The following is a 14,324-nucleotide window of genomic DNA, read 5'->3' on the forward strand; positions in this document are numbered from 1 at the left end:
CGACAGCCCCAGGCCCAGGACCGCGCTCGGCGCGCCTCCACACCTCCAGCCCGGCCACACGCCGGCCGGAGGGCGCCGCGTCCCTGCGAAGCGCCGAGGCATCGGGGTGGAGGAGAGTACGGACGGGTGGCCGGGGCCGCGATGCCGCCGGGGTGATCGGCCCTGCGGAGTGCGGGGCAGGGCGAGCGGGGTGGGAGCTGTAGCGGGCCCCTCCGGCCCCAAGCCCGTATAAGCCCGTAGTACGGTCCTTCTACATCTGTAGAAACCAACTGGGCGACACGGGAGGACCGGGCATGGGTGGCAACAGCGCGGTGGTGGTCGGGGGCGGGATCGGCGGGCTGGCGGCCGCGATCGGGCTCCGGCTGGCGGGGTGGGGCGTGACCGTGGTCGAACGGGCGGCCGTTCTGGACGACGCGGGGGCCGGCATCTCGCTGGCCGCCAACGGGATGCGCGCGCTCACCGCCCTGGGCGTCGGCGAGGCGGTCGAGGCGGCCTCGCGCCGTCAGTACACCGGCGGCACCCGTACGCCGGACGGCCGCCGGCTGGCGGCGATGGACGGGCAGGCGCTGGAGCGGCAGCTGGGCGCGCCGATCGTGGGCATCCGGCGCGCGGACCTGCATCGGATCCTGCGCGAGGCGCTGCCGGCGGAGTCCCTGGTGATCGGCACCGAGGTGACCGATGTGGACACCACACATCCCTCCCGGGTCCGGGTCACCGCCGGGGACACCACGCTGGACGCCGACCTCGTCGTCGCGGCCGACGGGATCAACAGCCGCCTCCGGCACCGCCTCTTCCCCGCCCATCCCGGGCCGGTGTACAGCGGTTCGACGGTCCTGCGGGCGATCACCGAGCGCCCGATCGACGGGCTGACGGCCGACTTCGAGCTGACCTGGGGCCACGGCGCCGAGTTCGGCCACATCGCTTTCCCGGACGGTACGGCCGAGTGGCACGCCGTCGTCAACGCCCCGGCCGGGCTCCGCTACCGGGACCCGCTGACGGAGGTCCGCCGCCGTTTCGCGCGCTGGCACCAGCCGATCCCCGCGCTCCTCGCCGCGACCCGCCCGGAGGCGGTGCTGCACCACGACGTGAACGAGCTGGTCACCCCGTTGCCCTCGTACGTCGCGGGTCGGATAGCCCTGCTCGGCGACGCCGCGCACGCCATGACGCCCTACCTCGGCCAGGGCGCCTGCCAAGCCCTGGAGGACGCGGTGACCCTCGCGGCCGCGCTCGCCGAGGTGCGGATGGTCGAGGGGCGGTCGATCGAGGGGCGGTCGATCGAGGGTGCGCTCGCCCGCTACGACGCGGTGCGCCGTCCGCGCAGCCAGACCGTCGTCCGCGATGCCCGGCGGGCCGGCCGGATGGGTCAGCAGCTCACGAACCCGCTGGCGGTCGGTCTGCGCAACACCGCGATCCGGCTGACCCCGCCGGGCGTGATGGTCCGGACCGTCCTGAAGCACGCCGACTGGACGCCGCCCCGGATCACACCCCGCGCCGTCTAGGATCTCGGCACCCGCGGCCGGCCCACAGACGCTCGCCGGGTTGCCGCAGTCAACGGGTGTCGGCGCGGCCGGTGGCAGCGACGGTGGCGCCCGGGCCGATCACGGCCAGTCCTCCCGTGCCGCCGATCAGCACGCTCGGTCCCGGGATGGCGGACAGGAGGACGGACACGGTGCAGAGGGCCCGGAGCCGGCGAGGACTCATCATGCGCGGGATCGTCTCCCGCGCACAGTCGATCGCTCCCCAGCGACTTTCGGCCCGGAATCGCCGAGCGGGGCTTGACGGGGAATCTGATGAGGCGCCATATTACTTTTCGTGACGCAGCACTCCGAGCCCGACCCCGGCGCCCCGACCCTCGATCAGGCCCGCCGCCAGATTGCCCGCTACGGCCTTCCGGCCGACCCGCAGGCGGTTCTGGTCGCGGCCCGGCTGATGACGGCGGGGGCGCGGATCGGTCAGGCCGGCGAGGTGCATTTCGGCCGCTTCGGGCTCTCCACCGGCCGCTACCGCCTGCTGGCCGACCTGGAGGACGACGGCGGCGAGAAGTCGCCATCCCAGCTCGCGGCGAGCCTGGGCGTGTCCCGGGCGACCGTGACCGGCCTGGTCGACGGCCTGGAACGGGAGCGCCTGGTGGCCCGCCGCCCGTCGACCGAGGACGGGCGCGGCAATGTGGTGATCCTGACCGCGCGCGGCGCGGACAAGTTGCGCGACCTGGCGCCCGAGCACTTCGCCCGGATGCAGGCGATGGTCGGCGGCCTCTCCGTCGAGGAGCGCGCCACCTTCCTCGCTCTGCTGGCCCGGGTGGTCGCGGGCATCGACGCACTGACCGCCGACTGAGCACGAACCGGCCACGCACCGACTGCGCACCGGCCGCACATCGACCGCGCACCGACTACCGCACCCCCAGGCGGGCCCCCGGACGGCCCGCCTCCTCTCAACCCCATTAGTTAGGCACCTAATCACAAATAATTAGGCGCCTAATCGGCTCCACCGGAACCGCGAACCCGAAGGTGAGACAACCCATGAGCAAGAAGGCCCCCGGCGCTCCGCCGCCGTTCGTCCTGTGGCGCGAGGTCCTGGCCGCCTACGCCATGCCCGCGGTGATGGCCGGCCTCGGCGGAGCCGCCACCCGACAGCAGCCGCTGGTGGTCGCCGCCCTCACCACCATCGGCGGCACCTCGGCCCTCGTGGCCGCCGTGCTCGGGGCCGTCCTGCGCCGCCGCCCGGTCCGCGCCAGGCCCGCCCGGACGCCTCGCGCGCTGGCGGCAGCCGTCCTCGGTCTGGTCGCCGCCGCGCTCGGCCTCGCCGTCGGCCTGGCCGCCGCGCGCTGGCTCCCGCACGTCCCGATCCTCGCCGACAGCTCCTGGCCGCACCGGCTGCCGGTCGACCTGCCGGTCTCCTCCGCCATCGCCGCCACCATCACCACCTGGCGCTGGCGCGGCAGCCGCCGCATCCGCGAACCGCAGCAGCACCTCCACACCGCACCCCGACCCGAAGGACAGACGACATGATCGTCATCATGGGCGCCGCCGGCGCCACCGGCGGCGCCACCCTGCGCAGCCTCTCCGCCCTCGGCGCCCCGAGCCGCGCGCTCAGCCGCGATCCCGCCCGCCTCGCCGCCGGGCTGGACGAGCGGACGCTCGCGCGGACCGAGCCGTTCCCGGCCGATGCCGCCGACCCGGCGTCCCTTCGCACGGCCTTCCGTGGCGCCGACCGGCTCTTCCTCACCATGGCCAACAGTCCGGATCAGGTCCGGTACGAGCTGAACGCGATCGACGCGGCCCTCGACTGCGGGGTGGGGCACATCGTCAAGGTCTCCGCTCCCGCCGCCGAGCCGGACTCCCCCGTCGCGGTCTCCCGGGGCCACCACCTGATCGAGGAGCGCCTGCGGTCCTCCGGCGTCACCACCACCGTGCTGCGTCCGTACGCGTTCATGCAGAAGCTGCTGCTCCTGGCGCCCGGCATCGCCGCCGCCGGGGTGGTGCACGGCGCGACGGGGCAGGCGCGCTGCAACTACGTGGACGTCCGGGACATCGGCGACCTCGCCGCCGACGTGCTCACCCGCGCGGAGCCGGCGGCCGGCAGCTATCCGCTCACCGGCGGGCGGGCCTACAGCCACCCGGAGCTCACCGCGCTGCTGGGCAAGCTGCTCGGCCGGCCGGTCCGCTACGTCGACCTCTCCCCGGCCGAGCTGCACGGCCACCTGGTCGGGCGGGCCGGGATGCCGGACTGGCTCGCCGCCCACGTGGTGGAGATCCAGCAGCTCGCGGTGGTCCGCCGGGAGACGCCCGACGACGCCTTCGCCCGTGTCACCGGGCGCACTCCGCGCACACTGGAAGCCTTCCTCCGGGAGCACCTGCACCGCTTCCGCTGACCGTCCCGACCGGGTGGCGGGCCCGGACCGGCCCGGGCCGCGGGGCCGAAAGAGCTCCGGAAACGGCCGAAACGCCGGGCCCGCCACCCGAAGGGAGCAGTATTCGCTGTGGTGTGGATCACGATCCGAAATCCGGTCTGACGATCCGTCAATTCGACTGATTTACCGTCACATCAAGCCCAGAGGGCCCCAGTTGTCGACTGATGCTTCGTCAGATTCTTTCACTCTCGGCCGAGTTGGGTCGAGTTGGGTCGAGCGCGGCCCCCTACGCCGCCGGTCAACCGGAGCTACCATCGGTCGGGTTGTCCGCTCCGGCCCCGGAGTGGGGTCACCCGGTTACGGCGAGTGCTCCCACCGCCCCCAGGGGCCGGGCATCGATCGGAACGGGGCGAGGACGAGGAGCGCACGGGCTGCCATGACAGCTGAACCGAGCCAGCCGAACGAGCCCAGCCGGCCGCAGCAGATCGCCGCGCCGTCGCGCGCCCTGTTCCCGGGCCGCCCGGCCGCCGCGCCGCGCACCCTGGTGGACGTCCTGGACGCCACTGTGCGCGCCCACCCCGACGAGCCGGCCCTGGACGACGGCCGCACCGTGCTCAGCTACCGCGCGCTGGCCGCCGAGGTCGAGCAGCTGCGCCGCCGGCTGGCCGCCGCCGGGATCGGCCCGGGCGACCGGGTCGGCGTGCGGGTGCCCTCCGGCACCAACGACCTGTACGTCTCGATCCTCGCCGTGCTCGCCGCCGGGGCCGCCTACGTCCCGGTGGACGCGGAGGACCCGGACGAGCGCGCCGAGCTGGTCTTCGGCGAGGCCGGGGTCGCCGCCGTACTCGGCTCCGGGCGCGCCCTGACCGCGACGGCGGAGCCGACGACCGCGCCCGACCGCCGCCCCACCCCCGCCGACGACGCCTGGATCATCTTCACCTCCGGCTCCACCGGCAAGCCCAAGGGCGTCGCCGTCACCCACCGCAACGCCGCCGCCTTCGTGGACGCCGAGGCCGCGCTCTTCCTCCAGGACGAGCCGATCGGCCCGGGCGACCGGGTGATGGCCGGCCTCTCGGTGGCCTTCGACGCCTCCTGCGAGGAGATGTGGCTGGCGTGGCGGCACGGCGCCTGCCTGGTGCCGGTCCCCCGCTCCCAGGTTCGCAGCGGCGCCGACCTCGGCCCCTGGCTGGCCGAGCAGGAGATCACCGTGGTCTCCACCGTCCCGACGCTGGCCGCGCTGTGGCCGGCCGAGGCACTCAACGAGGTACGGCTGCTGATCTTCGGCGGCGAGGCCTGCCCGCCCGAGCTGGTGCAGCGCCTGGTCACCGAGGGCCGCGAGGTGTGGAACACCTACGGCCCCACCGAGGCCACCGTGGTCGCCTGCGCCGCGCTGCTGACCGGCGACGGCCCGGTGCGGATCGGCCTGCCCCTGGACGGCTGGGACCTCGCCGTGGTGGACGAGGCCGGCGAGCCGGTCGCCCCCGGCGGTACCGGTCAGCTGGTGATCGGCGGCGTCGGCCTGGCCCGCTACCTCGACCCGGAGAAGGACGCCGAGAAGTACGCGCCGCTGTCCTCGCTGGGCTGGGAGCGCGCCTACCGCAGCGGCGACCTCGTCCAGGCCGACCCGGCCGGTCTGCTGTTCCTCGGCCGCACCGACGAGCAGATCAAGCTGGGCGGCCGCCGCATCGAGCTCGGCGAGGTCGACGCGGCGCTGCAGGCCCTGCCCGGTGTGGCGGGCGGGGCCGCCGCCGTCCGGACCGCGCGCGGCGGCAACCAGCTGCTGGTCGGCTACCTGGTGGTCCAGGACGGCTTCGACCGGGAGCGGGCCGTCGAGCGGCTGCGCGCCGAACTGCCCGCCGCCCTCGTCCCGCTGCTCGCGACCGTCGAGACCCTGCCCACCCGGACCTCCGGCAAGGTGGACCGCAACGCCCTGCCCTGGCCGCTGCCCGAGCTGGAGGCCGCCGGACCGACCGAGCAGCTGTACGGCACCGAGGCCTGGCTGGCCGAGCAGTGGTCCGAGATCCTCGGCATCACGGTCGGCGGCCCGCGCGACGACTTCTTCGCGATCGGCGGCGGCAGCCTGGCCGCCGCCCGGCTGACCACCCTGCTGCGCAGCCGCTACCCCAGCGCGGCCGTCCTCGACATCTACCAGCACCCGACACTGCGCAAGCTCGCCCGGCACCTGGAGGGCACCGCCGCCGAGAGCGTCGAGGCCCGCACGGTGACCCTCGTGCCGACCAGGGCCAAGCTGCTGCAGTTGCTCACGCTGATCCCGCTGTTCACCGTGGTCGGCCTGCGCTGGACGGTCGCCCTGCTGGCCGCCGGCAACCTGCTCACGCACCTCGGGGACTATCCGTGGGCGCCCACCGCCTCCTGGTGGTGGGTCGGCGCGGGCGCGCTCGCGCTGTACACCCCGGCGGGGCGGCTGGCGGTCTCGGCGGGCGGTGCCCGGTTGCTGCTGCGCGGCCTGCGCCCCGGCAGCCACCCACGCGGCGGCGCGGTCCACCTGCGGCTCTGGGCGGCCGAGCGGCTCGCCGAGCTGAGCGGTGCGACCTCGCTGTCCGGCGCCTGGCTGGTGCGCTACGCCCGTGCGCTGGGCTGCAAGGTCGCGCCCGACGTGGACCTGCACTCGCTGCCGCCGGTCACCGGGATGCTGAAGCTGGGCCGCGGCTGCGCTGTCGAGGCCGAGGTGGACCTGTGCGGCTACTGGCTGGACGGCGACCGGCTGCTGATCGGCCAGGTCAAGGTCGGCTCCGGCGCCGTGGTCGGCACCCGCTCGACGCTGCTGCCCGGTGCCCGGGTCGGCAAGCGCGCCCAGGTGGTGGCCGGCTCCAGCGTCACCGGCCAGGTGCCGACCGGCCAGCGCTGGGGCGGCGCGCCCGCCGTCAAGCTGGGCCGTGCCGAGCGCACCTGGCCCAAGGATCGCCCGCCGCGCCGGGCCCGCTGGGCCGCGATGTACGGCGCCGGCGGTGCCGTGCTCGGCCTGCTCCCGGCGCTGCCGGCCCTCGCCGGGCTGGCCGTGTTCGCCCGCTTCGTCCACCAGGGCGACTCCCTCGGGCCCGCGCTCGGCGGCGCGCTGCTCGGCCTGCTGCCGGCCACCCTGGCGTACGGCGCGGTGTACGCGGCGCAGCTGTTGGTGCTGGTCCGGCTGCTGAGCATCGGCCTGGTGCCCGGGCTGCACCCGCTGCACGGCCGGGTCGGCTGGCAGGCGTGGACGGTCACCCAGCTGATGGACCGCGCCCGGGAGGTGCTGTTCCCGCTCTACGCCGGGCTGGTCACGCCGCTGTGGCTGCGGGCGCTCGGGATGCGGGTCGGCCGGGGCGCCGAGGTGTCCACGGTGCTGGCACTGCCCAGCCTGACCACGGTCGGGGACGGCGCGTTCCTGGCCGACGACACCCTGATGGCGCCGTACGAGCTGGGCGGCGGCTGGGTGCGGCTCGGCGAGGCGAAGGTCGGCGAGCGGGCGTTCCTCGGCAACTCGGGGATGACCGCGCCGGGCCGGTCGGTGCCCAAGCGCGGCCTGGTGGGCGTGCTGTCGGCGACGCCGGCGAAGGCGAAGAAGGGCGGCTCGTACCTGGGCATGCCGCCGATGCGGCTGCCGCGCTCGGCGGACCGGGCCGATCAGAGCCTGACCTACGAGCCGCCGGCCCGGCTGCTGTGGGCGCGCGGGCTGGTCGAGCTGGCCCGGGTGGTGCCGGTGCTGGCCTCGGGGGCACTGGGCCTGCTGACCGTGGCGGCGCTGTCCTGGCTGGCCGCCGGCTCGCCGCTGACCGCCGCGCTGCTGTCGGGCGTGGTGCTGCTGGGGGCCGGCGCGGTGGCCTGCGTGGTCGCGGTGGCGGCGAAGTGGCTGCTGGTCGGGCGGTTCCGGGCGGTGGAGCACCCGCTGTGGAGCGGTTTCGTGTGGCGCAACGAGCTGGCGGACACCTTCGTGGAGATGCTGGCGGTGCCCTGGCTGGTCGGTGCGGTGCCGGGCACGCCGGTGCTGAACCTGTGGCTGCGGGCGCTCGGCGCGCACGTCGGGCACGGTGTCTGGTGCGAAAGCTACTGGCTGCCGGAAGCGGATCTGGTCACCCTCGGCGACGGGGTCAGCATCAACCGGGGCTGCGTCGTACAGACCCACCTCTTCCACGACCGGATCATGCGGATGGATACTGTGGTCCTCCGCGAGGGCGCCACCCTGGGCCCGGGCGGCATCGTGCTGCCCGGCAGCACGGTGGGCGCGCGCAGCACGCTGGGCCCGGCCTCGCTGGTGATGCGCGCCGAGTCCGTCCCCGACGACACGCGGTGGCTGGGCAACCCCATCGAGGCGTGGCAGACCACGTCATGACCACCCGTCCCGGCCCGCAGGAAGCCCCCGTCCCCGTGAAGCCCAAGCACGCCCCGGCGGCCGCCGGCGCCCCGGACCCGTACTTCCCGACCAGCGGCGACCACCGCTACCGGGTGCACCGCTACGAGCTGACGCTGGACTACCGGCCCGGGCCCAACCGGCTGGCCGGTTCGGCCCGGCTGAGCGCGGTGGCGGACACGGTGCTGGCGGAGTTCGCGCTCGACCTGGCCGAGTTCCGGATCGGGCGGGTGCTGGTCGACGGCCGGGCCGCCCGCTACACCCACCGCGCCGGCAAGCTGCGCATCCGCCCGGCCAAGCCGCTCGCGGCGGGCGCGGCGTTCACCGTCGAGGTGCACTACACCGGCAACCCGCGCCCGGTGCGCAGCCCGTGGGGCGGCCTGGGCTGGGAGGAGCTGACCGAGGGCGCGCTGGTGGCCAGCCAGCCGGTCGGCTCGCCGTCCTGGTTCCCGTGCAACGACCGGCCCGCCGACAAGGCGACCTACCAGATCGCGGTCACCACGCCGTCCCCGTTCACCGTGGTGGCGAGCGGCCGGCTGCTGACCCGCACCACCCAGGCGTCCAGCACCACCTGGGTGTACGAGCAGAGCGCGCCGACCTCGACCTACCTGGTGACGGTGTCGATCGGCCACTACCGGCCGGTGCCGCTGGCCGCGCGGCCGGCCGTGCCGCAGACCGGGTACGTGCCGGAGCGGCTGGCCACCGGGTTCGCCCGGGACTTCGCCCGGCAGCCGGAGATGACGACCTACTTCGGCGAGGTCTTCGGGCCGTACCCCTTCGGCGAGTACGCGGTCGTTCTCGCGGACGAGGAACTGGACGTCCCGGTGGAGGCGCAGGGCATCGCCACCTTCGGCACCAACCACCTCGGCGGCGGCTGGGAGCGCGAACGGCTGATCGCGCACGAGCTGGCCCACCAGTGGTTCGGCAACAGCGTCACGATCGCCGACTGGCGGCACATCTGGCTCAACGAGGGCTTCGCCAAGTACGCGGAGTGGCTCTGGTCCGAGCACGCCGGCGGCCCGGCCGCGGCCACCCACGCCGCCGCCGCGCACGCGCTGTTGTCCGGGCTGCCACAGGACCTGACGCTCGGCGACCCGGGCCGGAAGCTGATGTTCGACGACCGGCTGTACCAGCGCGGCGGGCTCGTCGTGCACGCGCTGCGGCGGGCCCTCGGCGACGACGCGTTCTTCGCGATGCTGCGGGACTGGACGAGCATCAACCGGCACGGCGTGGTCGACACCGCCGACCTGCGGGCGCACGCCTCCCGGTACGTCGCCACCCCGCTCGGTCCGCTCTTCGAGGCCTGGCTGGAACGGCCGGAGCTCCCGCCGCTGCCGGGCTGACCGCGCGTCGGGACAGCCGGTCGTCCGGTCGGCGGAGAGGCGGTTTATCCGGTCGGAGGCGGGGCGGTTTATCCGGTCGGAGGCGGGGCGGTTTATCCGGTCGGAGGCGGGGCCGGGCTGGACTACTGTCCGTCACATGTCGATGAGTTTCGAAGACCACATGACCGACCTGCCCGACGAGTTGCTCCCCACCACCCGCCGCGCCCTGCTGCACCGGCTCGCCGTCGCCCAGTCCGAGGGGCGCACGCCCTCGATCGTCGCCGGCGTGGTGCGCGGCGGGCGGCTGGTGTGGAGCGGCGCCCGCAGCATGATCGACGGCCACGCGCCGACCCCGGACGTCCAGTACCGGATCGGCTCGCTCACCAAGACCTTCGTCGCCGTGCTGGTGCTGCGGCTGCGCGACGAGGGCCTGCTCGACCTCGCCGACCCGCTCTCCCACCACCTGCCCGGCACCCCGGCCGGCGGCGCGACGATCGCCCAGTTGCTCTCGCACTCCGCGGGGCTCGCCGCCGAGACCCCCGGCCCGTGGTGGGAGCGGACCGAGGGCTCGCTGCGGCCCGGCCTCGGCGACCTCCTGGAGGCCGAACGTCCGCTCAAGCACCCGGCCGGCCGGCTCCACCACTACTCCAACCCCGGTTACGCGCTGCTCGGCGCGCTGGTGGAGAAGCTGCGCGGCGAGCCCTGGGGCGAGGTGCTGCACCGCGAGGTGCTGGCGCCGCTGGGCATGGACCGCACCACGCTGCTGCCCGAGCACCCGCACGCCGGGGGCTTCGCCGTCCACCCGTGGGCCGACGTCATGCAGCCCGAGCCGCTCACCGACACCGGCCTGATGGGCCCGGCCGGCCAACTCTGGTCCACCGGCGCCGACCTGGCCCGCTGGGCGGCCTTCCTCGCCGTCGGCGACGACAAGGTGCTGTCCGCCGACACCCTCGCCGAGATGCGCCGCCCCGCCGTCGCCCCGGAGGACGCCGGGTGGACCAAGGCGTACGGCCTCGGCCTGCAACTGCGCCGACACGGGGGCCGGTTGCTGGCCGGGCACACCGGCTCGATGCCCGGCTTCACGGCGGGCCTGTGGATCAGCGAGGCCGACGGCCTGGCCGCGTTCGCCCTCTCCAACGCCACCAGCGGTGCCGACACCGCGCAGCTGGCCGCCCGGTTGATCGCGCTCACCGCCGAGCACGAGCCGCGGCTGCCCGAGCCGTGGCGCCCGCTGAACGAGGTGGACGAGGAGCTGTTGGAGCTGACCGGCCCCTGGTACTGGGGCGCCGCGCCGAACGCCCTGCGGCTACGGGCCGGCCGGGTGCTGGAGCTCGCGCCGCTCGCCGGCGCCGGCGGCGGCCGCGGCTCGTGCTTCCGGCCCGAGGCGGACGGCACCTGGACCGGCCTGGACAACTACTACGCGGGCGAGACCCTGCGGGTGGTCCGGGGCGCCGACGGCACGGTCAGCCACCTGGACGTCGGCTCCTTCGTCTACACCCGCGAACCGTACGGACCGGCCGACGCCGTCCCGGGCGGCGTCGACCCGGCGGGCTGGCGGGCCATGTGAGCCGGGTCGGCACGTGAGCCGGGTGGCCCGGGTGGGGTGACCGCGACCGCGGGGGCGTACGGTGCAGCCGCACGCCCCCGTTGTCCACCCCCTGCGAACGAGCGCCCGGTGCCGGGCAGATGACCGGCAGGCCACGGGTGGTCCCATTCAGCAGGTGCACATCTGCGCTCCGCCGTGCCGCAACGTGGATGCCAACCGACTCGGAGAGACATACCGAGACCGGTTCGCGTCCATGCCCAACCACCTGCGGACCGGGACGGTGCCCTGGCGATCCACGGCACCGCCGATCGTGCTGCCCTGGAGGGTCCGCCATGACCACCGTCCCCACGTACACTCCGTCCGCAGTCGCCCCCGCCCACGACACCCCGGCGGTCCCCGCCCCGCGCCACCGGCCCGCGCCGGTGTCCGCGTCCGCCCCCGCCTCCCTCGCCACCCCCGCCTACACCGTCTCCCTCGCCCGCGACGAGGACGACGTGCGGGCCGCCCAGCGGCTGCGCCACCAGGTGTTCGCCGCCGAGCTCGGCGCCGTCCTGCACAGCCCGGTCGCGGGCCTGGACGTCGACCCGTTCGACGAGTACTGCGACCACCTCCTGGTCCGCGAGGGCGAGCACGGCACCGTCGTCGGCACCTACCGGCTGCTGCGCCCCGAGGCCGCCCGGCGGGCCGGACGGCTGTACTCCGAAGGCGAGTTCGACCTGTCGGCCCTGGCGCCGGTCCGCCCGGGCCTGGTCGAGCTCGGGCGCTCCTGCATCCACCCGGACCACCGGGGCAACGGCGCCGTCATCAACCTGATGTGGGGCGGCATCGCCCGCTACCTCGCCGACACCGGCAACACCTGGGTCGGCGGCTGCTGCTCGATCGGCCTGGAGGACGGCGGCGCCACCGCCGCCCGGGTCTGGGACACCGTCAGCGCCAAACACCTGGCGCCCGCGGAGTACCGGGTCGCCCCGCGCCGCCGCTGGGACGCCACCGGTGTGCCGCGCGCCGAGCGGGGTGCGCTGCCGGCCCTGCTCCGCGGCTACCTGCGGCTCGGCGCCTGGGTCTGCGGCGAGCCCGCGTACGACCCGGACTTCCACTGCGCCGATCTGTACGTACTGCTCTCGCTGGAGCGCACCGACCCGCGCTACCTGCGGCACTTCCTCTCCGGGCTGCCCGGCCTGGGCACCGCGGCATGAGCGTCTGGCTGCCCACGGCGACCTGCCGGCCCGAGACCTGCCTGGCCGGCCCCGCACCGCATGTCTCCCACCCCCGGCGGGTGCTGCGGCTGACGGCCTGTCTGGCGGCGGTCGTGGTCGGCGTCGCGCTCATCCCGCCGGTCCGCCTGCTCCCGTACGGCGGCCGGGAGCGGCTGATCCGGCTCTGGGCGCGCATTCTGCTCCGCGCCCTCGGGGTGACCGTCCACCTCGCCGGGCCCGACGGCGGGCCTGTCGGTGCGGCCGGGGGCGGGGGCGGGCCTGTCGGTGCGGCCGGGGGCGGGGGCGGCGGGGTGCTCGTGGTGGCCAACCACGTGTCCTGGCTGGACATCCCGCTGCTCGCGGCCGGACGTCCGGGCCGGTCGCTGGCCAAGACCGAGGTCCGGCAGTGGCCGGTCCTCGGCCGGCTGGTCGCCTGGGGCGGCACCGTCTTCCTGGACCGCGACCGGCTGCGGACGCTGCCGGACACCGTGGCGGCGGTAGCCGAGGTGCTGCGCTCCGGACGCCCGGTGATCGTCTTCCCGGAGGGCTCGACCTGGTGCGGGCGGGAGAGCGGCCGGTTCCGGCCCGCGCTGTTCCAGGCCGCGGTGGAGGCGCGCGCCTTCGTCCAGCCGGTGACCATCCGCTACCGGCTGGCGGACGGACGGCCGACCAGCGTCCCCGCCTTCGTCGGGGACGACGGGCTGCTCACCTCCCTCGCCCGGGTGGTCGCGGCCCGCGGGCTGGTCGCCGACGTGACGTTCCTGCCGCCGATCCCGCCGCCCGCCCCGCGACCCGCCCGGGCGTCCACCCGGGCGGACGCCCGGCGCGAACTGGCCCGGACGGCGCAGGCGGCGGTGGAAGGGATCCACTGACCGGCCGCCACGACGGCGGCCGGTCAAGCTCGGTGGGCCTCGGCCGACGCCGCCGGGTGCGGTCGCCGCGCGCCGACGGCACCACCCGGGACGACCCCGGTCGGGCCCGGCCCAAGGCACCCGAGGGCCCCACCGGCTCCCCGGCCGCGGGATAGGCTCGCCGGGCACCCCGGCCCGTACGACCACGGAGGAGTCACCGATGCCCGACACGTACCCCCTCTACGAACCGTACGCGCAAGGCCTGTTGGATGTCGGCGACGGGCAGCGGATGCACTGGAACGCCTCCGGCAACCCGGCGGGCACGCCGGCCGCGGTGGTGCACGGCGGGCCCGGGTCCGGCCACAGTCCGGGCGCCCGACGGTACTTCGACCCGGAGCGCTACCACGTCGTCCAGTTCGACCAGCGCGGCTGCGGGCAGAGCCGGCCGCACGCAGCCGACCCGTCGACCGGGATGGAGCACAACACCACCCGTCACCTGATCGCCGACATGGAGCGACTTCGGGAACACCTCGGCATCGACAAGTGGCTGCTGTACGGCGGTTCGTGGGGATCCACGCTGATCCTCGCGTACGCCCAGGCCCACCCCGAGCGCGTGTCCGGGATCGTCATCTGCGGGGTCACCATGACCGACACCGACGAACTCGACTGGCTCTACCGGGGAGTCGGCCGGCTGATCCCCGGGCCGTGGGAGGAGTTCCGGGACTTCCTGCCGACCGCCGACCGCAACGGCGACCTCCTCGCCGCCTACAGCCGACTGCTCAACAGCCCCGACGAGACGGTCCGACGAGCCGCCGCCACCGCCTGGGCCACCTGGGAGGACGCGGTCATCTCGCACGAGGCCCTGGGCAAGCCGAACGCCTACACCGACCGCCCCTCCGACGCCCTGATGGCCTTCACCCGGATCACCGCGCACTACTTCTCGCACCAGGCCTTCCTGGAGGACGGCCAACTGCTGCGCGACGCCGGACGACTGGCCGGGATCCCGGCCGAGCTGATCCACGGCCGGCTGGACCTCGGAGCACCGCTCGGCATTCCCTGGAAGTTGACCAAGGCCTGGCCGGACGCCCGTCTGACGGTCATCGACGAGTCCGGGCACACCGGAAGCCCGAGGATGACGGAGGCGGTCGTGGCCGCGATCGAGCGCTTAGCCTGAACACCCGGGCTCCGCACGGGCAGTTGGACCGTTCGTCACA

At 75.1% G+C, this 14,324-nt stretch carries 11 protein-coding genes; 10 read left to right on the forward strand and 1 reads right to left on the reverse strand.

The genetic code is table 11. The features are described from left to right. Window positions 1–293: 293 nt before the first annotated feature. Window positions 294–1,499, forward strand: a complete 1,206-nt coding sequence (locus ACZ52J_RS17170) for an FAD-dependent monooxygenase (RefSeq protein WP_465619619.1) — start codon at window positions 294–296, stop codon at window positions 1,497–1,499. Between the two features lie 49 nt (window positions 1,500–1,548). Here the strand turns inward: ACZ52J_RS17170 and ACZ52J_RS17175 are convergent, their stop codons facing one another. Then, on the reverse strand, window positions 1,549–1,704 hold the full coding sequence (locus ACZ52J_RS17175) for a hypothetical protein (protein ID WP_465619621.1): 156 nt from the start codon (window positions 1,702–1,704) through the stop codon (window positions 1,549–1,551). A gap of 108 nt (window positions 1,705–1,812) precedes the next feature. Here ACZ52J_RS17175 and ACZ52J_RS17180 point away from each other — a divergent pair, with 108 nt between their 5' ends. The 9 genes from ACZ52J_RS17180 (at window position 1,813) to pip (ending at window position 14,284) form a co-directional block, all read left to right on the forward strand. Continuing rightward, the gene (locus ACZ52J_RS17180) at window positions 1,813–2,334 is read left to right on the forward strand and encodes a MarR family winged helix-turn-helix transcriptional regulator (protein ID WP_465619623.1); all 522 of its coding nucleotides are present in this window, start codon (window positions 1,813–1,815) and stop codon (window positions 2,332–2,334) included. A gap of 185 nt (window positions 2,335–2,519) precedes the next feature. Continuing rightward, window positions 2,520–3,008, forward strand: coding sequence for a hypothetical protein (locus ACZ52J_RS17185; protein WP_465619625.1), 489 nt, complete (start codon window positions 2,520–2,522; stop codon window positions 3,006–3,008). Further along, the gene (locus ACZ52J_RS17190; RefSeq protein ID WP_465619627.1) at window positions 3,005–3,871 is read left to right on the forward strand and encodes an NmrA family NAD(P)-binding protein; all 867 of its coding nucleotides are present in this window, start codon (window positions 3,005–3,007) and stop codon (window positions 3,869–3,871) included. Before ACZ52J_RS17185 ends, ACZ52J_RS17190 begins: the two co-directional genes overlap by 4 nt. 415 nt (window positions 3,872–4,286) lie before the next feature. Next, a complete protein-coding gene (locus ACZ52J_RS17195) occupies window positions 4,287–8,177 on the forward strand; it encodes a Pls/PosA family non-ribosomal peptide synthetase (RefSeq protein WP_465619629.1) in 3,891 nt (1,296 codons plus the stop codon). Next, window positions 8,174–9,538, forward strand: coding sequence for a M1 family metallopeptidase (locus tag ACZ52J_RS17200; RefSeq protein ID WP_465619672.1), 1,365 nt, complete (start codon window positions 8,174–8,176; stop codon window positions 9,536–9,538). Before ACZ52J_RS17195 ends, ACZ52J_RS17200 begins: the two co-directional genes overlap by 4 nt. A 160-nt stretch (window positions 9,539–9,698) precedes the next feature. After that, window positions 9,699–11,084, forward strand: a complete 1,386-nt coding sequence (locus ACZ52J_RS17205) for a serine hydrolase domain-containing protein (RefSeq protein ID WP_465619674.1) — start codon at window positions 9,699–9,701, stop codon at window positions 11,082–11,084. Between the two features lie 311 nt (window positions 11,085–11,395). Continuing rightward, the gene (locus ACZ52J_RS17210) at window positions 11,396–12,259 is read left to right on the forward strand and encodes a GNAT family N-acetyltransferase (RefSeq protein WP_465619631.1); all 864 of its coding nucleotides are present in this window, start codon (window positions 11,396–11,398) and stop codon (window positions 12,257–12,259) included. Next, window positions 12,256–13,131, forward strand: coding sequence for a lysophospholipid acyltransferase family protein (locus ACZ52J_RS17215; protein ID WP_465619633.1), 876 nt, complete (start codon window positions 12,256–12,258; stop codon window positions 13,129–13,131). The genes ACZ52J_RS17210 and ACZ52J_RS17215 overlap by 4 nt, the downstream gene beginning before the upstream one ends. A 199-nt stretch (window positions 13,132–13,330) precedes the next feature. Beyond that, the gene (pip, locus tag ACZ52J_RS17220; RefSeq protein ID WP_465619635.1) at window positions 13,331–14,284 is read left to right on the forward strand and encodes a prolyl aminopeptidase; all 954 of its coding nucleotides are present in this window, start codon (window positions 13,331–13,333) and stop codon (window positions 14,282–14,284) included. Window positions 14,285–14,324: the final 40 nt, after the last annotated feature.

Source organism: Kitasatospora sp. NPDC034035, assembly GCF_055575755.1.

Excerpts from the sequence above, each read along its gene's own strand:
- ACZ52J_RS17215 (WP_465619633.1), top strand. The coding sequence starts at position 12,256 with ATGAGCGTCTGGCTGCCCACGGCGACCTGCCGGCCCGAGACCTGCCTG.
- ACZ52J_RS17170 (WP_465619619.1), top strand. The coding sequence starts at position 294 with ATGGGTGGCAACAGCGCGGTGGTGGTCGGGGGCGGGATCGGCGGGCTG.
- ACZ52J_RS17175 (WP_465619621.1), bottom strand. The coding sequence starts at position 1,704 with ATGATGAGTCCTCGCCGGCTCCGGGCCCTCTGCACCGTGTCCGTCCTC.
- ACZ52J_RS17190 (WP_465619627.1), top strand. The coding sequence starts at position 3,005 with ATGATCGTCATCATGGGCGCCGCCGGCGCCACCGGCGGCGCCACCCTG.
- ACZ52J_RS17205 (WP_465619674.1), top strand. The coding sequence starts at position 9,699 with ATGACCGACCTGCCCGACGAGTTGCTCCCCACCACCCGCCGCGCCCTG.
- ACZ52J_RS17195 (WP_465619629.1), top strand. The coding sequence starts at position 4,287 with ATGACAGCTGAACCGAGCCAGCCGAACGAGCCCAGCCGGCCGCAGCAG.
- ACZ52J_RS17185 (WP_465619625.1), top strand. The coding sequence starts at position 2,520 with ATGAGCAAGAAGGCCCCCGGCGCTCCGCCGCCGTTCGTCCTGTGGCGC.
- ACZ52J_RS17210 (WP_465619631.1), top strand. The coding sequence starts at position 11,396 with ATGACCACCGTCCCCACGTACACTCCGTCCGCAGTCGCCCCCGCCCAC.
- ACZ52J_RS17200 (WP_465619672.1), top strand. The coding sequence starts at position 8,174 with ATGACCACCCGTCCCGGCCCGCAGGAAGCCCCCGTCCCCGTGAAGCCC.
- pip (WP_465619635.1), top strand. The coding sequence starts at position 13,331 with ATGCCCGACACGTACCCCCTCTACGAACCGTACGCGCAAGGCCTGTTG.